Source organism: Blautia glucerasea, assembly GCF_013304385.1.
Taxonomy (GTDB): Bacteria; Bacillota; Clostridia; order Lachnospirales; family Lachnospiraceae; genus Blautia_A; species Blautia_A ammoniilytica.
The window spans coordinates 54,601-76,177 of record NZ_JAAITU010000009.1; the positions used below are offsets into that span (position 1 = coordinate 54,601).

Annotated in this window: 20 protein-coding genes; 3 read left to right on the forward strand and 17 right to left on the reverse strand. The window is 43.1% G+C overall.

What is annotated here, in order from left to right; genetic code table 11:
• Positions 1-22: 22 nt before the first annotated feature.
• From G5B11_RS05570 to G5B11_RS05635, 14 genes are all read right to left on the reverse strand, one after another.
• Positions 23-880 carry a substrate-binding domain-containing protein gene (locus G5B11_RS05570; protein ID WP_173727149.1) on the reverse strand — a complete coding sequence of 286 codons (858 nt, stop codon included), beginning with the start codon at positions 878-880 and terminating at the stop codon, positions 23-25.
• Between the two features lie 253 nt (positions 881-1,133).
• Positions 1,134-2,108 (reverse strand): hypothetical protein, encoded by a 975-nt coding sequence (locus G5B11_RS05575; RefSeq protein ID WP_173727150.1) that lies wholly within the window; start codon positions 2,106-2,108, stop codon positions 1,134-1,136.
• Positions 2,109-2,332: 224 nt separating this feature from the next.
• Entirely contained in the window at positions 2,333-2,767 is a 435-nt protein-coding gene (locus G5B11_RS05580) for an RrF2 family transcriptional regulator (protein ID WP_158422484.1), read from the reverse strand.
• Between the two features lie 15 nt (positions 2,768-2,782).
• The gene (gene cysK / locus G5B11_RS05585) at positions 2,783-3,715 is read right to left on the reverse strand and encodes a cysteine synthase A (RefSeq protein ID WP_158422483.1); all 933 of its coding nucleotides are present in this window, start codon (positions 3,713-3,715) and stop codon (positions 2,783-2,785) included.
• A 224-nt stretch (positions 3,716-3,939) separates the two neighbouring features.
• Positions 3,940-4,851 (reverse strand): PHP domain-containing protein, encoded by a 912-nt coding sequence (locus G5B11_RS05590; protein WP_173727151.1) that lies wholly within the window; start codon positions 4,849-4,851, stop codon positions 3,940-3,942.
• 32 nt (positions 4,852-4,883) lie between these two features.
• Positions 4,884-5,498 carry a class II aldolase/adducin family protein gene (locus G5B11_RS05595; protein WP_158422465.1) on the reverse strand — a complete coding sequence of 205 codons (615 nt, stop codon included), beginning with the start codon at positions 5,496-5,498 and terminating at the stop codon, positions 4,884-4,886.
• Between the two features lie 60 nt (positions 5,499-5,558).
• On the reverse strand, positions 5,559-6,641 hold the full coding sequence (locus tag G5B11_RS05600; protein WP_173727152.1) for a M24 family metallopeptidase: 1,083 nt from the start codon (positions 6,639-6,641) through the stop codon (positions 5,559-5,561).
• 19 nt (positions 6,642-6,660) lie between these two features.
• A complete protein-coding gene (locus tag G5B11_RS05605; protein WP_173727153.1) occupies positions 6,661-8,136 on the reverse strand; it encodes a rhamnulokinase in 1,476 nt (491 codons plus the stop codon).
• 85 nt (positions 8,137-8,221) lie between these two features.
• Complete coding sequence (locus tag G5B11_RS05610) at positions 8,222-9,013, reverse strand: DeoR/GlpR family DNA-binding transcription regulator (protein ID WP_173727154.1); 792 nt, start codon at positions 9,011-9,013, stop codon at positions 8,222-8,224.
• 114 nt (positions 9,014-9,127) lie between these two features.
• Entirely contained in the window at positions 9,128-10,108 is a 981-nt protein-coding gene (locus G5B11_RS05615) for an ABC transporter permease (RefSeq protein WP_158422461.1), read from the reverse strand.
• On the reverse strand, positions 10,108-11,622 hold the full coding sequence (locus tag G5B11_RS05620) for a sugar ABC transporter ATP-binding protein (protein ID WP_173727155.1): 1,515 nt from the start codon (positions 11,620-11,622) through the stop codon (positions 10,108-10,110). Before G5B11_RS05620 ends, G5B11_RS05615 begins: the two co-directional genes overlap by 1 nt.
• 94 nt (positions 11,623-11,716) lie before the next feature.
• Entirely contained in the window at positions 11,717-12,688 is a 972-nt protein-coding gene (locus G5B11_RS05625) for an ABC transporter permease (RefSeq protein ID WP_173727156.1), read from the reverse strand.
• Between the two features lie 237 nt (positions 12,689-12,925).
• Complete coding sequence (locus tag G5B11_RS05630; protein WP_158422458.1) at positions 12,926-13,906, reverse strand: sugar ABC transporter substrate-binding protein; 981 nt, start codon at positions 13,904-13,906, stop codon at positions 12,926-12,928.
• A 98-nt stretch (positions 13,907-14,004) separates the two neighbouring features.
• Positions 14,005-14,943, reverse strand: a complete 939-nt coding sequence (locus G5B11_RS05635) for a 1-phosphofructokinase family hexose kinase (protein WP_173727157.1) — start codon at positions 14,941-14,943, stop codon at positions 14,005-14,007.
• A 787-nt stretch (positions 14,944-15,730) separates the two neighbouring features.
• On the opposite strand from G5B11_RS05635, the gene G5B11_RS05640 reads away from it, so the two are divergent.
• The 3 genes from G5B11_RS05640 to G5B11_RS05650 all read left to right on the forward strand — a co-directional run bounded on the left by G5B11_RS05640 (position 15,731) and on the right by G5B11_RS05650 (position 18,456).
• A complete protein-coding gene (locus G5B11_RS05640; protein WP_173727158.1) occupies positions 15,731-16,126 on the forward strand; it encodes a VOC family protein in 396 nt (131 codons plus the stop codon).
• Between the two features lie 34 nt (positions 16,127-16,160).
• Complete coding sequence (locus G5B11_RS05645; protein WP_173727159.1) at positions 16,161-17,225, forward strand: LacI family DNA-binding transcriptional regulator; 1,065 nt, start codon at positions 16,161-16,163, stop codon at positions 17,223-17,225.
• 361 nt (positions 17,226-17,586) lie between these two features.
• Positions 17,587-18,456 (forward strand): hypothetical protein, encoded by an 870-nt coding sequence (locus G5B11_RS05650; RefSeq protein ID WP_158422454.1) that lies wholly within the window; start codon positions 17,587-17,589, stop codon positions 18,454-18,456.
• A 191-nt stretch (positions 18,457-18,647) separates the two neighbouring features.
• Here the strand turns inward: G5B11_RS05650 and udp are convergent, their stop codons facing one another.
• The 3 genes from udp to G5B11_RS05665 form a co-directional block, all read right to left on the reverse strand.
• Positions 18,648-19,427, reverse strand: coding sequence for a uridine phosphorylase (udp, locus tag G5B11_RS05655; RefSeq protein WP_173727160.1), 780 nt, complete (start codon positions 19,425-19,427; stop codon positions 18,648-18,650).
• 245 nt (positions 19,428-19,672) lie between these two features.
• Entirely contained in the window at positions 19,673-20,236 is a 564-nt protein-coding gene (locus G5B11_RS05660) for an RpiB/LacA/LacB family sugar-phosphate isomerase (protein ID WP_158422452.1), read from the reverse strand.
• A 621-nt stretch (positions 20,237-20,857) separates the two neighbouring features.
• On the reverse strand, positions 20,858-21,511 hold the full coding sequence (locus tag G5B11_RS05665; protein ID WP_173727161.1) for a GDSL-type esterase/lipase family protein: 654 nt from the start codon (positions 21,509-21,511) through the stop codon (positions 20,858-20,860).
• Between the last annotated feature and the right edge of the window lie 66 nt (positions 21,512-21,577).

Sequence of the window (21,577 nt, forward strand, 5' to 3'; positions counted from 1 at the left end):
TCGCTTGTGATATCAAGGATTTTTATTTCGCCAGATCATCCCAGGTAGTTGTCTCGCCTGTGAAAATGGATTTTACCTGATCGCTGGTAAGCTCATCTACATCATTGTCTTTGTTTACGATTACTGCAATACCATCTCTTGCGATTTCCTGTGCAGTAAGACCATCTTTCTCCTCATCTTTCAGATCACGGGATGCCATACCAATGTCACAGATACCTTCTTTTGCAGATGTGATACCTGTTGTGGAATCGCTCTGCTGTACCTCTACTGTTACGTCTTTGTTTGCTGCCTGATAAGCCTCAGCAAGTTTCTCCATTACTGGTGTTACAGAAGAAGATCCTGCTACAACAACTTTTCCGGATGGTGCTGCGCTCTCATAAGCTTTAGCTTCTGCATCTACTTTAATGTATCCATTATCCTCGATGATCTGCTGTCCGTCTGCGCTCATAATGTAGTTAATAAAATCCTGAGCTGCATCACTTACAGAATCGCCTGTAATGATGTTGAACGGACGAGATACTTTGTAAGAACCGTCAGATACATTCTCTACGCTGGCTTCTGCACCATCGATCTTTACAGCCTTTACTGTGTCATCCAGGGATCCAAGAGAAATGTATCCGATTGCATTCTCATCACCAGCAACGGTTGTCATCATAACAGATGTGCTGTTTGTGATGCTTGCTTCCTCTGTAGTCATATCTACCTTCTCATCACCCTGTTTTTCTTCTATTCCGAACAGTTCGATAAATGCGCCTCTTGTACCGGAACCATCCTCACGGGATACAACGGTGATATCTCCGCTTGCTGCGCTTACTGTACCTGCAAATGCTGTAGCTCCTAATACTGCTGCTGTTAAAACTGCTGCAATTTTTTTCTTCATGATAATCTTTCTCCTCTTTCTTGATTCGCTTTATTTAATTTTTCCTGTTGCCTCATTTACAGGTGCTATTGTAGATGCCCTTTGTAAAAGGAAAAAGCGTAGTTTTGTTAAAAACATGTAAAAGAAATTGAGAGAAAGTAAAGTTCTGTGTTTGTACGCTTGCAGAGGAATCTCCTTCAGAGCATAAAAAAAGAGCCCCTTGGGACTCTTTTTTCTTGCATTTCAGTTTTTATCCGGTTATTTGGAAAACAAATTATAATCCATATTCTTTATATAGCTTTTCTCGATATTCTTTATCCTCAGAAGCTCTTTCTGCATCAGAATACTTTTTATTTTTCAAGAGGATATTCATAAGCATTCCCAAACGATTTTCACCTATCTTCTCTCCCTGCTCTTTACCTATCTTTTTCCCTTTTTTCTCTCCCTGCTCTTTGGCATAAGCCACCATACTTAACATATCTGCCACCTCCTTTTGGCATACTTCATTGTCCGGATCTGGAATATATGATAATACTTTTTCCTGATTACCAGAAAATACTCCATATAATAGATCCATAAGGCCTTTTTCTTTCTGTGCTTCTCCTCCAAGTCGAACTATAATAATTTCTATAAGGTCTACTTCATCTGCATCCACCTGGATACTCTCATTTTCAAATCCTTCGTTTTCATAATTTGTTATCTTATAATAAGATACTGTATTCTGTAGTTTCTTCGGAATCCGATCAAGGCAAATCCAAATAGAATATACCTTTTCCAAATATTTATATCCTTTTCCATTTGGCGAAATCTTATCTAACTGTGCTGATAGCTTGCGACATCCGTAATATACGCCTCTTTTTATAACTGGATAGCCTGGCTGATAGTTTTTCTGAAGTTCAAAATCCACATGAAGATTAATCAACACATTTCTTTCTGTCTGAGGAACCAATGACCGAAACAGAATGTCAAATGTTGCAGCAGCTTCATCAGTGGTATGTAACTCATTTCTTTCTCCCCGTATCGTTTTCGCCATGTCTTCTTCAATTAACGCTGTGCCGGTTTGTATCGTATCTCCTTCAATGCATTCCATGATTTCTTCCAGGGAACAGTTTTTATATTCCTCTACAGTATATTTAAGAATATTGCTCATGATCGGTTTATATGAAAAAATACTCTTGGCCGACTGATCTTTTGATTCTTTTCCTCGTATCGCATTCATTGACTCAGAAATACTATTTTTAACATTCATAAGAATCTCCTGTTGTCTGCGATTTACTGGTATTTCAATGATACCCCAGAGTCAAAATTTCGTCAAATGTTTGTTGTTTTCCAAATATTATCAAATTCGACAAACTAATTGCCTACGTTTCATATGGAAATATTTACTTCTTTCATCATGAACTATAATGCATAAAACTCCCCAGTCAGGTACAATACCTGTACAGGGGAGTTTTCAATTATCTTATAAAAATGTTAAATCACATAATCGTCTGCTCTGGCGTTCTGCCAGGAAAGAAGTTCCTCCAGACTTACATGATCTACCACACTACTGATGGCATCATCCAGCTTCTTCCACAGCATACGTGTGACGCAGGTGTCTTCCCTGTCACAGCTGCCATTTTCTTCAGCAGCACAGTCAACCGGGCAAAGACTGCCTTCTGTAAGCCTGAGTATCATACCAACCGTATAATCTGCCGGTGTCCTGGATAAAGAATAACCGCCCTGGGGACCTCGCACGCTTCTGACAAATCCGGCTTTATTTAATATAGAAATTATCTGTTCCAGATATTTTTCGGAAATTCCCTGCCTCTTTGCCACATCTTTCAAACGGATCGGTGTTCCCGAATCATTGCTGGCAAGATCCAGCATCAGACGAAGGGCATACCTGCCTTTGGTGGATATCTTCATACCATACCTCCGTAATTATTTTGTAAATAATGGTGTAGAATAATATCTGTCACCACTGTCGGGAAGAAGGGCAACGATGGTTTTCCCTTTATTTTCCGGGCGTTTAGCCAGCAAAATAGCTGCATACAGAGCTGCACCTGAGGAAATACCGGTAAGGATTCCTTCATTCTTAGTCAGCTTTCTGGATGTTTCAAAAGCATCCTCATTTTCTACCTTGATCACTTCATCATAAATCTTGGTGTTCAGGATATCCGGAACAAATCCGGCGCCAATCCCCTGGATCTTATGCGGACCGGCTTTTCCCTCTGAAAGAACCGGAGAGGTTGCAGGCTCAACAGCCACAATCTTAACCTCTGGCTTCTGGCTCTTCAGGTATTCACCAACACCAGTCAGTGTGCCGCCTGTGCCAACACCTGCTACAAAAATATCTACCTGTCCGTCTGTATCATTCCAGATCTCAGGACCTGTTGTTGCAATATGAGCTTTCGGATTTACAGGATTTACAAACTGTCCCGGGATAAAGCTGTCCGGAATCTCTTTTGCCAGTTCATTTGCTTTCGCAATAGCGCCAGTCATACCTTTTGTACCATCTGTAAGTACGATCTCAGCTCCATATGCTTTCAAAATGTTACGTCTTTCAACGCTCATTGTTTCCGGCATGGTCAGGATGATCCTGTATCCTTTGGATGCTGCAATGGCAGCAAGGCCGATCCCTGTATTTCCTGAAGTCGGCTCAATAATTGTAGACCCCTTCTTCAATGCGCCTGTCTTCTCTGCATCTTCGATCATTGCTCTTGCAATACGATCCTTTACGCTACCTGCCGGATTAAAATATTCAAGCTTCAGCAGCACAGTTGCCTCAAGTCCTTCTGCCCGCTCAATATTCTCAGCCTCCAGAAGAGGTGTGTTTCCAATCAGATCTAAAATGCTCTTATTAATCTTTGCCATAATCATTCTCCTTTTCTGCCTGCTGCCTGACACCGGCTATGCCGCTTGGACTGGCCTGGCGCTGCGTCCGGCTTCCTTTTTCCTAGTTATCATATATGAATTACGTATTTGATGTTTCTGATTATAGCGAGCATTTCCTACTTTGTCAATAGGTTTTTGTGATTTTTCAAAAAAACCGGAGGGCCACTGTGCCATCCGGTTTTTTGCTTTCACTGTACTGGTTTTTACTTTCTCAGCTTTTCTATATGCTGCGTATAATACTGATAGGTTACGCCACACTCTCCCAGTTCCCTGGGATTGGGTATGCCTGTTTTCTGGTCACCATGAAAATCCGAACCTCCGGAAAAGAAAATGCCCTTGCTCTGATACCTGCTTCGGATCTGCTGCTCCAGCTCTGCCTTGGAATTTCTGCCAGCGTAGCTTGACTTATCGTAGGTATAGCTTGCCTCTATACCATCCAGTCCGGCATCTACCAGCATGTCCATATACTGGAAACGAGTCATAGTCTTGCCTTGATAGGGAGGATGTTCTTTTACCAAAAACGGGTGTGCCATGATCGCTATACCACCTGTTTTGTGAAGCAGCTGAATGATCTTTACAGGATCCGGTTTCTCCCGGTTGGTCTGGAATTCCGGTACAGACTGTACCAGACGCTTTGCCTTAGCCCAGTCCACAGCATATCCTTTTGCAGCCAACAGCTCATACACTGACTTTTTCTGGACAGTTTCCGGACAATCAGTTTTCCCTGCATGTTCCAGAACTTCCTGCCAGGATACTTGATACCCGGCCTTTGCCATCTTTCGGATCATTTCCTGATAGCTTTCCATCCTGCTTGTCTGAACACTATGTTCCAGATCCGCAAACGCAGGATCATCCCAGTTACAGTACAATCCAATAATATGGACGTCGTCATTCCAGGTATCGCAGGATACTTCGATTCCCGGCAACAGCCGGATTCCTTTCTCAGCCCCATATGAAACAAGATCAATTCCTTTCCAAATGGCTGGCAGCGTCATGTCATGGTCAGTAATGGCCATAACTTTCAGCCCAAGAGACGCAGCACGGTCAATGGATTCGATTGGTGTCATGTGTCCGTCAGAACGGATCGTATGTGTGTGCAGATCGCAAGCAAACATGTGTGGCTTCTCCTATCCTGTTCAAAACCAAATCAGATGTCTTTAATGTTATTTTTGAAGATGTTGCAGATGGCATCTGCTTCAATTCTCTCAAGCATACTGTATGCCATGAAAAGGTCCGATCCGGAAACAACAACCCCATGCAGCGGCATGATAGCTCCGATTGGATATTTCTCAGCCAGTTCCCTTCTTGCGTCAAAATATTTATAAACCTCTTCATGCAGATTCTTTGTATAAGCCTGTGTATATGGAATACATTCTACAGGGCCTCTCTTCATGGTTGCCTCTGTAATATTTGGAATCGGCTTTGTCTGTGCTACAAATACCATGCAGTACATAGGATGTGCATGAATCGTTGCACCGATATTTTTGAAGTTTTTCAGAAGAAGTACATGCATGTAAGCTTCACGGGAAAGCTTTCCTGTACCTTCCAGAATGTTCATATCATAATCGATCAGTAAGAAATCTTCTGGTTTCATCTCGCAAAAATGTCTTTCAGACATAAGAGATGGAGAGATCAGAATCCTGTTATCATCTACTCTCACTGCAAAATTCCCACCTGCAGCATTTGTAAGTCTTCTGTCCCACATATAATGTGCAACTTTACTCATATCTTCTCTGTCTTTCATGTAAGATAACTCTGCCATCTTTTCTTTTCTCCTCTTCTTTTTCTTTTCTTTCCATATCAGTCTTCATAAACTATTATATTAAAGAACCAGGATTCCGGGACGAAGGATCTTCTGTCCCTTGTATTCTACTTCTTCATAAACCCATTCCCCTGTATGGGAAACAATTTCCTGTTTGCCGTCAATCACAAGGAAGGTATCCTCTGCCTTTACACCTGCAATGGTCGGATTCCAGGAAAATCCCTGTCTGTCATGCACAACCTCTGTGCAGGCAAAATTGGTACAATAATCTCTGGTAGGATATCCAAGACCGCCTCCCTGGTGATGCAGATCAAAATCAGGGCCATAGCCTTCTGCTTCGTAAACAGCCTTTCCTGCTTCCAGGACGCTGACTGCTGTAACACCTGGAACCGTAGACAGAATATAAGCTGCATCTGCTTTTACTACCGCTTTCAGACGTTTCATCTTGTCTTCGTCCACCTCACCAAAGGATACAATTCTTGAAATAGAAATGGTGAGACCGTATTTCTGTGCACAGATCGCTGCCATTGCATATTTCTCCACCTTATTAGCGGTTGGAATTGGATGACGGAATTTCTTCAATCTGTCATCTGCAGCTACCAGGCAAACCGGCACCTGATATCCTTTTGCCATTAAAGCTCCTGTGATCCTGCCGGCAATCTCAAATTCTGTTTCACCTTTTTTGATCTGCCTTACACACTCTTCCAGAATCCTTGTGCTTTCCGGCCCAATCTGGCGGAACCGGGCGATCTCTTCATCTGTAAGAATGTAACGGAGCGGCTGGATCTCACTGCCTTTATTCTCGCCATAACAACCATTATCACTTACCACTTTAAGCCCTTTAAGATAAGGCTCCAGGATCTTCGCTTCATCCTCATGCCACAAATAACCGATCAATTCAAAACCAAGCCCATCCAGTTCTTCCTCCATCACGCGGTATCTTTCACTGGAATTACACACTGCATAGCTTTTATCCTTTGTAATCAGGATCTTAGAAGCCGCAGGCCCTGACTTGTCTACAAAAGCACTTTTTCCCCCTGTGATCCAGAAAAAGTTCTCGTTTGTATTCAGAACCACTGCATCATAGCCCTTTTCTTCCATCAGCTCTCTTACTCTTAAGATCTTTTCTTCTGTTTCCCTCATCTGCCCCAATGCCTCCTTTTCACACACTCTTTAAAAGAGTTTTAAAGTACTGATACTTTTCTTCCCAGACAGCCTGATCTGCAGGTAAAAATTCTTCAATATCAAAGGATTTCCTGATAATTTCCCTGCCCTGTAATACATCCCTGATCTCTCCCTTTGCTTTCATCTGCATCAGGAAGTTGCCAGCCAATGCTGCTTCTGTAGGCCCTACATAAACCGGACGTCTGCAGGCATTTGCCGTAAATTGATCCAATAGTCTGTCCTGACCGCCGCCTCCAAGAATATGGATACAGTCAATTTTCTTTCCGTTGATTTCTTCCAGTGCATCCATTACCCAACGATACTTAAAGGCAAGGCTTTCTTCCACTGCCCGCACAAACTGACCTGGTGTTTCAGGCTCCTTCTGCCCTGTCATGCTGCAGAATTTCCGAATTTTTTCAAGCATTCTTCCAGGCTCGTAAAATTCTTCCCAGTCCGGATCGATGAGAGCTTTAAATGGTGCTTCCTTTGCTGCCAGGGCAGCCAGCTCCCCAAAGGAATACTCCTGACCCATGGTCTGATATTCCCTGCGGCACTCCTGGATGATCCAAAGCCCCATTACATTTTTCAACATACGGTACCTATGTTCCACACCGCCTTCAAATGCAATGTTATATTTAAAAGTAGTTTCATTTGTAAAGAAATCGCAGGTTTCCACTCCCATCAGTGACCAGGTACCACTGCTGATATAAGCAGGATTTCCAGACAGTGCAGGCAGAGCTGCCACTGCGGAAGCAGTATCATGTTCTCCTACTGCGATCACATCAAAGCCGCCTGTCCCAAGCAGGCTTTGCATCTCCCGTGTTGCATGTCCGACCACAGATCCCGGCTCTACAATCGGCGCAAGGATCCTTTCCGGGATCATAAACCTTTTCAGTACTTCCTTGTGCCACAAATTCGTCCGGTAATCAAACATCTGTGTTACAGAAGCAATCGTATATTCTGATTTTCTTTCACCTGTGAGCATATATGCCAGAAGATCAGGCAAATGAAGAAGAGTTTCACACCCTTCCAGAAGATAACCATCCCCTTGCTGTATCATAGCTGCCAGCTGAATGACAGTATTGAACAGTGCGTTCTGGTTACCTGTAAGCTGATGAAGTTCTTTTTCAGAGATCAGGTCGTAGATTTTATCCCTGTTTCTCTTTGTACGTGCGTCCCTATAGCAGTGCATCTGCGTGATAATGTCTCCGCTTTTTCCAATAAGGCCAAAATCATTACAGTAGGAATCCATTCCCAATCCTGTGATCTGGCCGTCTGCTTTCCGGATGCCCGTCCTAAGACCTTCTATTAGATTTTGATATATTCCAAGAAAATTCCAGTATAAACTTCCATTTGCAGAAATCTGACAGTTGGGGAACCTGTGGATCACTTCTGTGTCCAGCCTGTTTCCATCAAAGCTTCCCAGCATCATTTTCCCGCTGCTCGCTCCTAAATCGAATGCGATATATTTCATGTAAACTCCTCCAGTCTTATGGCCGGAGACGTTTCCTGTGAGATACTTTACCGGCAGCCATCCGCAGATGGCCGCCATTTCATTTTTATTGAAGTGTTACGATCTCAGTTCCCTGAGATTCAATGAAGTGCCTGTATTCTTCGGAAACCGTCTCGTCCGTAATCAGACAATCAATGAAATCAAACTGAGAAAGAACTACCACACCTGTTTTGCCGATCTTGCTGGAATCTGCAAGCAGAAATGTTTTCTTTGCCTGCTTCAGCATTTCACGCTTTGCATCCACCTCATAAATACTTCCGTCTGTGATCCCGTCTGTCATACTGATCCCATGGCAGGAAACGAATGCTTTATTAGGACGGAAATTGTGGATCTGTTCCACAGCCATCACTCCTGTAAGAGAGTAATTCTTGGACTTCAGCAAACCTCCCAGACAGATAAATGTCAGGCTGGGATGGTCCTCAATGGACGCTTCCACCAGAAGCCGGATGGAATTGGTAATGATCGTCACCCGATAATCCTGCGGTATGTAAGATACCAGATTCAAAGTAGTGGAGCTGTTGTCAATAAAGATGGTGTCCCCATCTTCAACATACTCTGCTGCCTTCTGGCAAAGCCGGATCTTTTCAGAGTAATTCCGGATCTCCCTGGTAAGAAGGGGATACTCCTTCACTCCTTTGGATGCCTCTGATAAAACTGCTCCTCCATGTACTCTCTGGATGATCCCTGCTTCTTCCATCTCTTTCAGGTCACGGCGGATGGTTTCCTTTGATACCTGGAGTATCTCAAACAATTGATTCACATTAATGCGTTCATTTTTTTCCAGAAGCCGGGCAATGTGTGCCTGTCTTTCTTTATTCTTTTTTCTGTTGTCATTCATTACAGATTACCTCCGGTATCAATTTGATATAGTACTAAGAATGGTATGATTATATCATGAAATCCATACCGGAACTATCGTTTTTCAGGAAATTCCTGACATTTTTACTTTTGATTAATGAATATCTCCATTATTCTTGATACTGTCTACCATTACTGCTACGAAAATGATCAGTCCTTTGAAAATATTCTGGATATACGCAGAGGCTCCGATAATGGTAAGTCCGTTGCTAATGACCTGTACCATAACGATACCAATGATCGCTCCCGGGATCACCTTTCCTTTACCGCCGAAAAGGCTGGCCCCGCCGATAACTGCTGAGGAAATAACAGTAAACTCATCATTCTGTGCAAAGTTAGGATTAATAACACTAAGTCTTGCCGCATTCACCATACCTGCAAGTCCTGCAAGTGCACCACATATTGCATAAGCGATAAATACAACTCTTGGTCCGTTGATACCCATTTTATTTGCACCGGTCAGGTTGTTGCCACAGGCAAACAGCTGACGGCCATACTGGGTTTTTGTAAGGACAAAATGTCCAAGGATAACAACTGCAAGGAAGATGTAAACCATCAGTGGGATACCAAAGATCCTGGTAGAAGAGAAAACTCTTACCTTTGCATCCAGGAAAAGCATCTGCTGATTGGTAAACATAAGTCCAAGTCCTTTTGCCACGCTGTAAGTTGCAAGGGTTGTAATAAACGGTACGATCTTCAGTCTGGATACGCAGAAACCATTGATGCATCCAATTAACAGACCGCTTAAGCAGGATCCTACAAAGCAAAGGATCAACGGGCATCCAAGATTGTTCAGAAGCGTGGTTCCCACAACTGCCGAAAAGTACATATTGGATGCTACAGAAATATCAATACCTCCGGTGATCAATACAAAGAACATACCTACTACAGAGATTCCCAGTGTAGAGGAAAGCTGAAGTACTGTGATCGCATTGCTCAGTGAAAGGAAACCTGTGGACTGTACGGAGAAATAAATGATCATAATCAGGAATATGATATAAATTCCGTAATTACAGAAGGTATCCACCAGTTTTTTTCTAAAAATCGCATCTTTTCTTGCCTGGGATGTTTCCATTACTTTCCACCTCCTGTTGCTATTGCTGCTTTCATAATACCTTCCTGGCTGTACTCTCCTTTTTCAAGCTCACCAGTGATCTTGTTATGGCTCATTACCAGGATCCTGTCACACATACCCATCAGTTCTTCCATTTCAGAAGACACGATCAGGATGGAAGATTTGTTCTTTGCAAGATCATTGATAATGCTGTAGATCTCATATTTTGCTCCTACATCCACACCTCTTGTAGGCTCATCCAGGAAGAAGATCTTCGGCTCCTTCAGTACCCATTTACCAAATACAACCTTCTGCTGATTTCCACCGGAAAGATTGATCACAGCCTGTTTGGATGGATCAAAGGTTTTGACCCGCAGTTCCTTAACGATCTTATCTGTATGCTCTGACTCTTTTTGACGATTGATAAATGACTTGTCACAAATATCATCCAGGCTGGCCATAACCACATTTTCCTTGATGGTCTTCGGCATCATCAAACCTTCCTCACGACGGTTCTCTGTGATAAATGCCATGCCATTCTTAATACAGTTGATGGGGGTGATTGGGGCGATCTCCTGTCCTTTGTATGAAATATGACCCTCAGAAATAGGATCCACACCAAACAGACAGCGAAGAAACTCGGTACGGCCTGCTCCCATCAGTCCGAACAGTCCCAGGATCTCTCCTTCACGGATCTCAAGGCCAAGATTTTCAAATCTGCCCTCCTGGCAGATGTCCTTTGCCACAAAGGCCACTTCACCAATTTCTTTTTCCACGGTAGGATAAATATTATTCAGCTCACGGCCAACCATCTGCTTGATAACCTCTGCATTGGTTGTCTCGGAAGCTTTCTTCTGGGAAATGATCTCCCCATCACGTAACACCGCAATCTCTTCGCAGTGTTCAAATACATCCTCCAGGATATGGGAAATAAAGATCATGGATTTTCCTTTTTCCTGAAGTAGGTGCATGATACCGAACAGCTTTTCTTTCTCTTTATTCGAAAGGGATGTGGTAGGCTCGTCCAGTACAATGATCTTTGCGTCCTGCATAATGGCCTTAATGATCTCGATCAGCTGCCGCTGTCCCATGGGAAGGGTTCCTACGATCGTATTTGCATCAAAGCCTTCAATGCCCAGCTCCTTCAGCTGCTCATTGGCGATCTTTTTCATTGTTTTCTTATCAATGGTTTTTGCTTTTGTCCTTTTCATCTCTGTGATGAAAAGATTCTCATATACGGTCAGGTTGGTAAAAAGGTTCAGCTCCTGATGCACAAATGCAATACCTGCTGCCTTTGACACCTTTGGATTTGTAGGCTCAAATTCTTTTCCTTCCAGATAGATCTTTCCACCGTCTCTTTGATGAATACCTCCAAGTACATTCATAAGAGTTGATTTTCCGGCACCATTTTCACCTACCAGACCCAGGATCTCACCTTTTTTCAATGCGATCGTAATATCCTTCAGAACCTGAACCGAAGCAAAAGACTTGGTAACATGTTCCATCTGTAAAATAATATCCCGTTTTTCAGTCAACTTCTTCACTTCCTCTCTCTGATCTTGCATTACCGGATCCTGTAATCCATACTCTCTTTTCTCTTTCAGATTTTGGATTGTGGGATCCTGTAATTTATGCTCTCTCTTTTCTCTTTCTGAATACTTCGATTGCTGCCGCAAACAGAATGATCAGACCTTTGATCATTGTAATGATAAAATAAGGTGTATTTAAAAGATTCAGAGCAATATTGATCAGAATAATCAATACGGCACCAAGTACTGTGTTCGGAATCTTTCCTGAACCACCTGCCGGGCTTGTACCACCTACGATGATACTTCCCATAATGTCATTGAAAAGTGTGGCTCCATAACTGGATGCACCAGACTGCATCTGGCCCATCATAATGATTCCGGCTACTGCGGAGCAAAGACCGCTAAGGATAAAGATCCAGAAAATAGTTTTCTTTACCGGGATACCGGAGATCAGGGCTGCCTTCGGATTAGTTCCTACAGAGTATAATCTGCGTCCATAAAGGGTACGGCTACAGATAATATGACTGATCAGCATTACTGCCAATGCAAGGATCAATACGTTAGGAATAATCCCGAAAAGTGTACCGCCGCCAAAATCAGCAAAGGAATCCGGGAGACCGCCTATTGTCTTTCCGCTTGAATAGATAACCGCAATACCTGTACCGATCAGCTGTGTAGCCATGGTTGCAATAAAAGAAGGCATCTTAAATACGGTAACTGCTATACCATTGACGATTCCAAATACAGCTCCAAGAGCCAGCATTGCAAGAAGTGCTACAGGGATCGCATACCATTTGCCAGCCAGATATCCGCTTGTCTCGCTCATGATGGAGGCACCGACCACACTGCTCAGTGCGATGATAGAAGTACTGGAGAAGTCCACGCCTCCATTAAGCACTGCAAAGTGTACGCCGCATGCTACAGTAAGCAAAACACATGACTGGCTGAGAATATTCTTGAAATTGTTCATGGTGGCAAAATTGGGAACTGCAATCATTGCCACGATCAGGAAGGCCAAAATGAACCAGATGATCGCATCCACTGAACTAAAAACCTTTTTTAACTGTTTCATATTCCAACCTCTCTATCCGTTTTCTCAGGTTTTTAAACCTTATCCTCGTACATCCGCCCACGGCTTTTCGGCCGTAGATCAGACCGTTTCTTTTCAGCCACGGCCGGGAAGCCGTAAGCGAATGTTATCCATCTTCACCTTGATCTAAGATGAATATTGGGCAGATATTATATCTGCCCAAATTCGTCACTTATGCCTCTCTGCCATCAGGCAAGGCATATCCTCTTAATAAAAGAATCAATATCCCTCGAATCCAAGCTCGTCTACGTTATCAGCTGTTACTTCAAATCCTGGGTCTGTCATGGAATCAACTTCTTCGCCCTTAACTGCTGCTACTGCTGCCTCGATGCAAAGTTTAGCCTGGTTTGTAGCATCCTGTACGGAAACAACATCTACATAACCTTCTTTGATCGCATCAACAGCATCTTTAGCACCGTCGAATGTAACCAGAGTTACATGGCCTTCTTCGCCGACCTTTTTATATTTGTCAAGCTGCTGCAGTCCGGAAATGATAGATGGAAGCAGTGCGTCTGACGGGCTGAAAATCATGTTAATATCCGGATTTTCCTCAAATGCACTTAAGATACCGGCAAGAGCAAGCTCACCTTTCCACTCTGTAGCAACTTCAGAAACAACATCAAATACGTCCGGGTTCTCATCTGCAACTGCATTGAAACCATTATCACGAGCGATTGCATTTGCATCTGTAAGACTTCCTACCAGTTTGATCACTTTATATTTTGTTCCGTCTTTTTTTGCTTTTTCCAGGATGTACTCAAGCTCTCTCTGAACCATTGCCTCATTGTCAGATGTAACTGTACCAACAACCTCTGCGCCTTCACCAGCAGCTCTGTTTGCCATAACAACCGGAACGCCTGCTTCATTACACTTCTTAATAGCAGCCACAACTGCCTCGCCATCTGCAGGAGCGATTACGATAGCGTCTGCTCCACCGGAGATCAGATTCTCGATCTGCTGATTCTGTTTCTGTGTATCATTCTCAGCAATAACTTCTGTGTATTTAACCCCCATCTCATCGCAGGTTGCATGCATTGTTGACTGATACTCTGCCCACATCTGGGACTCGATTGCGCACATGGAAATACCAATTGTGATATCCTCATTGCTCTTCTCCTCAGCAGATGCTGCCACAGTTCCAAATACCATGCTTGCTGTTAATGCTGCTGCCATTAATGCACTAAATACTCTTTTCTTCATAAATCCACCTTCTCCTTTTCTTGTTGCGTTGTCGCATTGTTATTTATAAAAAGAACTTTTGCTACGCCCTTATCCCCGGCCGTTGCCCCCCGTTCTCTTTATTCCATTTTTTCAAGCTGTACCTGGTCTTTTAATTCCATGGCACGGTTCAGATCATATCCCACTGTCAGGTCTGACTCTGCAGTTGCAGCTGAGATCGCTGTTGCCAGCTTTAAGATCTCCGGAAATTCCATTCCTTTTTCAAAGCCGTATACAAGGCCGCTTAAATATGCATCCCCGCATCCGATGGTGTTGATCACATCAACCTTCAAAGGATGCACCTTGTAGATCTCTCCCTGATATTTCACAATGGAGCCCTTACTGCCTCTTGAAACTGCCACACAGGGAATTCCTTTTTCTGAAATCAGCTGAATACCTTCCAGTACTTCTTCGTCGGTAGATACAGGCTTGCCCATGATCTGTGAAAGCTCATCCTCGTTTGGCTTTACAAGAAATGGTTTTCTCTCAAGTCCCCGGATCAGATTCTCCGAGCTTGTATCAAGAAATACCCGAATATGCTTGCCTCTTCTTATCAGTTCATCTACCACTTCATTGTAGATGAAAGGAATCTCTGTATTGGAAGCATCTCCCGATAACACCAGTACGTCATCATCATCCATGGTATCCATCATATGATCGATCAGCTGTCTGCATATCTTTTCAGGAACTGTCTTCCCTTTCTCAGTGATCAAAGTACAAATATGATTGTCTTCGATCAGTGCGTAATTGGTACGGGATTCACCCTCATCAAAGTGTAAAAACGCTACATCTACACTGCCGTCGGAAAGTATTTGCTCAATCCTTTTTCCTGTCTGTCCATATCCGATGCCGTATGCTCGATTACTGCATCCCAGGATACTTAAATTCACAGATACGTGAGTTCCCTTGCCTCCAAGCACTTCCTCAATGCGCTGGATCCTGTTGGTGTTATCTCTATGTAATTCCGGTATAAAAAGCAATTTGTCTACTGCCGGATTAATGGTCAACGTACAGATCATAGATTTACCTCTCTTTTCCCTTTGGTTTTCGCCTCATTTGTGGCTTATCCTCACTATAACACGTTTATTTGGAAAAAGCAATATATTTTTGTGGTTTTAACACATTATATTTTATATTCTATGACTGTTTTACACAAAACGGGTTTTTGACCATTTCAAGCGGCTATTTTTCTGTTTTTTGTTTGTTTTGTTATGCGTTTTCGTTTACGCATTTTAAATATACCACATATTATACATGATGTCAAATGGATTTTTTGGATATTGTAATTATTTTGGTCATGTGGTATGATTATTTTATTCAAAACAGCAAATATTTTTATTTTTACAATTTGACGTATTCGCAAAATTGCTGTTTTGATTTGTGTATTTTCCACATTCTTTTTGAAAAGTAACTTTTTTTTGAGATGACAGTTATTTTGTTGCAGTGACAGTTATATCAACTGGGAGATGACTCCCACCTCTATAGGTGGTGAGAAACAAGCTAGTATCAGTGGTGGGAGTCAATCCCCCAGCTGATATAGCCTCCGGCAGGATTGCAGAGGTGCGCAGTAGAAGTATGTCATGCAATTGCATGACGCGCACCTCGCAGCAAGAATGCCGAGGCATTCTTGAATGCAGTGACAATGTCATGCAGCACATTACATACTTGTAGGATTTATATTCCGGATTTCTCAGGAAATACTTGGATATACCTTACATGTATGGTATAATTTCAAAAAATAGTCTTCTAAAAGACATCGGAAATTCAAGCGCTACTATGACTTTTTATTATGAGGAGGATTCAGAAATGATTAAAGCAATGGACCATGTTACCATCAATATTAAAGACGTAGAAGCAACGCTTCATTTTTACGGAGAGATCCTTGGGCTTCAGGCTCTTCCTTCTGTAGATATGGGGGATCATTTCCTTCGTTATTTTGCCCTCCCGTCAGGTGGCAAGCTGGAACTGATCCAGTATTATTATGACGTTCCCCAATTAGATGTAGAAGCTACCAATAAGGGATGTGCCCGTCATCTTGCCTTTGAGGTAGAAGACATCCGTGCTCTGGAGAAAAAGCTTACTGATGCCGGCTTTGTATTCCATGTACCTGTTTCTTACGTTAAAAATCTTGATTTTACAGGCGGCCTTACCAAAGACCCTAATGGCTTTGAGCTGGAATTTCTCCAGTATGGAGAGCACTGATGCCAATTGTTAAACATAACAAAGGACCAATCGTATGTCACAGATTACACTAAAACAAATAGCAGAGCGTGCCGGCACATCTGTAGGCACTGTGGATCGTGCCTTGAATAACCGTGGACGCATCAGCCCTTCTACTAAAGAAAAAATAATAAAAATCGCTGATGAAATGGGTTATCAGCCCAACAAGATCGCCAGTGCTTTAAGCCGCAGCAAATGCCTTCGCATTGCAGTGATCTACGCCAAATATCCGGCATACTTTGTAGATGAATTTACTGCAGGACTCAAAAAAGCCATTGAACATTTTACCCATTACAAGATCGAGATCATTACATACAGGTGCAATGCCCTGGATCCCCAATCGCAGATCGAAGTGATCAAAGATATTGACTTTTCCAATATTGATGGTTTCTCATTGAATGCCAGTGGGCAGGAGCTTGCCCCTTACATCAACCGGATCTCAGACATGGGGATACCAGTAGTCACCTTTAACTCTGATATACCAGGCACCAAGCGCCTGTTCCATGTGGGAATGGATCCATTTATGGCCGGACGTGTATCCTTTAATCTGATGGCCAAAATGCTTCAGGGCAAAGGAAAGATCCTGGCCATGCCAGGCTTTCATTCTGTGCTTTCCCATGAAGAACGGATCAAAGGTTTCCTGGAAGCGGCCAGAGATTATCCTAACATTCAGGTGATCCCCGGCGGTGAATACAAAGACCGTGATGATCTTGCTATTGATCTGGTACAAAAAGCTCTGGCAAAGCACCAGGATATTGCCGGGATTTATACAGTCAGCTCCCCGGGCGTGATCGGTGCCGGCAAATACTTAAGTCAGCTTCCAAAGGAGTCCCGGCCAATTGCTGTAGGTTATGACACCAGCCAGGATATGAAGCAGCTGATGGAAAAGGATGCCTGCACGTTTGTGGTATATCAGAATCCTGCAGCCCAGATTTATTATTCCATCGTTTATCTGGTGGAATACGTTCTGTTCGGCACGCTTCCTTCCCAGGAGCTTAATTTCCTGCCTCCGCAGATCGTTGTCCGTGAAAACATTGAATATTATCTGGAAGGGGATAATAAGTTTATTTTCGTTAATTAATATAATGATTACAGTGTCAAAAGGTCTGATCCCACCTGTGCTTGCACAAGGGTGGGATCAGATCTTTTTCATATGTGCCTGGTGCCATCCTGTAAACTGCAGATTACAGCTTCTGCTCCTGTGATTCTATAATGTAGCCGAAACTATATATCAACTGGGAGATGACTCCCACCTCTATAGGTGGTGAGAAACAAGCTAGTATCAGTGGTGGGAGTCAATCCCCCAGCTGATATAGCCTCCGGCAGGATTGCAGAGGTGCGCAGTAGAAGTATGTCATGCAATTGCATGACGCGCACATCGCAGCAAGAATGCCGAGGCATTCTTGAATTATTCTATTTTTTACCAGAAGCGGAGGTTCACTATGAAAAAGGTAAAACATATTTTTTCAACGGCTGCATTATTATTCACACTTGGTCTTTGTGTACTGTTTGCAAGCCCTGTCCAGGCCAAGTCCAACCCGACCAAAGTAGCGCTGCAGCCAGGCAGGATTTATCGACGGTACGATATTACAGGGAATGGCAAACGTGACAAGATCCAGATCAAGACAACACCTACCACCGACAGCGACGGAAGCATCTCAGATTTTTCCATTTATGTGAATGGCAAAAAGGCTTACACATTAAACTCAATCCGCAATTTCTACAAAGAGGATGTATGTGCCCAGCTTTATACATTAAGTAACGGAAAGCCTTTCCTTTATCTGTATGTAGCATTTGAGAACGGAGACGGACCGGTATGCGGGATCTTCCAGTACAAAGGACGCAGGCTGAATGAGATCATTGATTTCCAGGAAACCCTGGAGACCTATGGCTATCATCAGATGGGCTATGTTACCGGAGTTTCAGGCAATCGTTTGTATGTTTCCCAGGAACTTAATTCTTACTCACTGGGTCTTAATTCTATTCGGTTTGTCTACAAGTATTCCAGAGGTACTCTTGTGCCAGCCAGCAAATATGGTTCATACACCAGTATCTATACCTTAAACGGCAGATCCAGATATCTGACTGCCAACCGTGATATCCCGGTATATACTACCGCCTATGCAAATGCCTCCCTGAAATTCAATATTCTTAAAGGAGACCGGGTACGCATCAATAAATGTGCACTGATCAAAGGCAAAATGTATATTCAGATTTCTTCTAAGGGAATGACCGGGTGGATCCTTCCGGCAACCTCTTATCCGGAAACTGCAGAGTATCAGCAATTTACTGAAACCCAATACGCAGGATGATTCTGTAAAGAATATGTCAGCTTACGCTGACCAGAATCACGCGCCAAGTCTCGCGACTGCTCGACTTGAATATTCTGTTTATGCAGCAGGGACCATACAGCTGTTTTATATGCAGCTGCATGGCCCCTGTTTCGTTTCTATGATTTTAATTTCATTGTAACTGTTCCGTATCCTCACCGTTACGATTGTTATTATCTACTATTCTTATCTTTCAGGATCAGGTTACGGATTCCCTCCACAGCTGTTCGTACAGCCATATCCGTATCATGCACAACCGGATTCTCCAGACCCAGACGTTCTCTTTCCTGGTTAGCGATCACCAGAAAGCAGGCTCCGGTCCTTACCCGCAGGCAGCTTCCTACAATAAAAAGTGCTGCTGATTCCATTTCCGAGGCAAGGCACCCCAATCGTTTCCAGGCTTCCCATTTGTTCAGAAGCTGATAGCTTACCGGCTTCACTTCCGGCTCATGCTGTCCGTAAAAGGAATCTTTGCTTTGCACAACGCCTGTATGATAAACATATCCGGCCTTCTCGGCAGCCTCTGCCAGTGCGTTGGTCACTCCCAGATCCGGAACTGCCGGATATTCAATAGGCGCATATTCCCTGCTTGTCCCTTCCATACGTACAGAACCTGTAGCGATCACAATATCACCGCTTTTTATTTCCGGCTGCATGCCTCCGCAAGTACCAATCCGCACAAAGGTATCTGCCCCGCATCGGTACAGTTCTTCCACAGCAATGGCTGTAGATGGACCACCGATCCCAGTGGATGTTACACTGACTTTTTCTCCTTCCAGCGTTCCTGTATATGTTACAAATTCTCTGTTGTCAGCAATCCGTACAGGATCCTGAAAATACTGTGCGATCTTTTCACATCTGCCCGGATCTCCTGGCAGGATCACATATTTTCCCACTTCCCCAGGTGCTACCTGAATATGATACAGCCGGTTATCTTCTGAATAATTCTTCATAGCATGCCCTCCCAATTTGCAAGAAGCCCTCAGAGCTGCAGCTCTGGGGGCTTTCGTTTATCATGGAATCTCATAACTTTTCTTAACTGTTATTATCATATGCCAGAACCGGCAAAGTGTCAACCAAAAAAGTGTTTTTAACGTGTATTCTATGAACCAAAAATGTCTTTTAAGCGTGTATTCTATAAATCAAATAAGTGTTTTTTAGCGTCTATTCCTGTTCCTGGCATTTAATAATTCCCTGCTTATTTCTCAGGTCTATCCGGAAGGATAACCTCTCCAAGATGCTTTAATTCAAAACCGTTTTTCTTGAACTCTTCATAGTCAAAAGCTTCCAGCTCATCATATGCAAGTTTATGGAACTCATAGAAATTCGGCCAGTCTTCATAGCCATCACCCAGATTGTGCTCCAGGAATGCATCTGCAATCTCAATACCCATCTGATGAGCAACATAATGGCCACCCATAGCAATAACATTACAGTTATTACCTGTGATACATCTAAGTGCTGCAGGAACACTTTCTACAACTGCTGCGTGTACATGCGGGCATTTGCTTGCTGCGATATGGATGCCCATACCTGTTCCGCAGAAGATCATAGCTCTCTCAAATTCTCCCTCAGCAATCTTTGCTCCAACCTTTAATCCGATTCTGTGGAACATCTCCGGATTCTCTTCATCTGCAGAGCGAACACCGATGTCGGTAACTGTCCATCCTTTTTTCTTAAGGTGAGCAACAACTGCCTCTTTTAACTCAAATCCTGCAAAATCTGCTGCAACCAAAACCTGTTTGTCTTTTACTGTTTTCATGATCCTTCTCCTTTTTCACCCCAAAATATAAAAAGCGTTATCGTTTACGCTTTTTATTATACTGTATTTTTGTGGAAAAAGCAAGTTGTTTATGTGTTTTTTACATATTATTTTGGTATTTTTATCCAGAGGAGTATCGAACGACCACGTGTCGAAAAGATACGTCCACATAAAGTTTATATTATTTCAAATTTGTTCCAATTCACTCTATTTTATGTTATACTAAAAGAGCTGTCGTACCTCCAGCAGAAAGGAGGGGGAATGCTCATGGATGAACTTCTTACAACTTTTCTTGTTTCCGTTTTAGCAGGCGTAGTTAGCTACTACATATGCAAATGGCTGGACGGAGAACAATAGACAGCAACAGCCTAAACGGATTAGCTCACCGTAACGAGCAAGAAAGCCCTCAGAGTTGCAGCTCTGGGGGCTTTCGTTTTGCTACATGGAATCTTACAACTTTCCTTAGCTGTTATTATCATATGCCAGAACTGGCAAAATGTCAACTAAAAATTACTATCATTCCAGATCCAGATTATATCACAGGAATATACCTTATAACAGCCGCGTGTACACGTAACCCTGTTACTTTCTGAAATTAAACCCTGGTTATTTTTACAACACTCAGATCCCCAACTCCAGGATTTTCTTTGAGATTGCCTCTGCCATCAGATAATGATCCTTTTTGGTAAGGTGCATATAATCAATGGTATTCGGCCCATCTGTGGCGATCTGATTTGCATCCAAATATGCACAGCCGGTAAGCTCTGCCACAATCTTGTATTCTGCTGCCAGTTCCCGTGTCTTTTGAGCACATCCTCTACCCATAGAACCAGTAAATGGGCTGTCAATATATCTCTCATCCATATTCTGAGGCGTGATCAGCAGAATGTTTGGTTTTTCTTCTGCCCAGCAGTCTTTTACAGACTGGGCTTTCTGGATCAGCCGCTTCATGCCAAGCGCAATACAGGCGGCATTTGACCCAAACCTTTCCTTTGCATCATTCGTTCCCAGCATGATGATAAGAAGGCTGACCGGCTCATGGGTCATGAGACAGGTATACATATGAGTCAGTCCGCAAAGCCCCTCTTCCAAAGGATCCTCAAAGCAGGTTGTCCTGCCGTTTAAACCTTCCTCGATCACCAGATAATCCTCTCCCAACCGTTTCTGAAGCAGGCAGGTCCAGCGCTCATTTTCATTGAATCTGCCACAGCCGCCTTCTACCGGAAAATAGCCGTGCGTATTAGAATCCCCGAAACACACAATATGTTTTTTCATCCCAAGTACCTCCCATATAACACCTTTCTCATATTACTTTCTTTTCGATTTACAAAAGTTTATTGT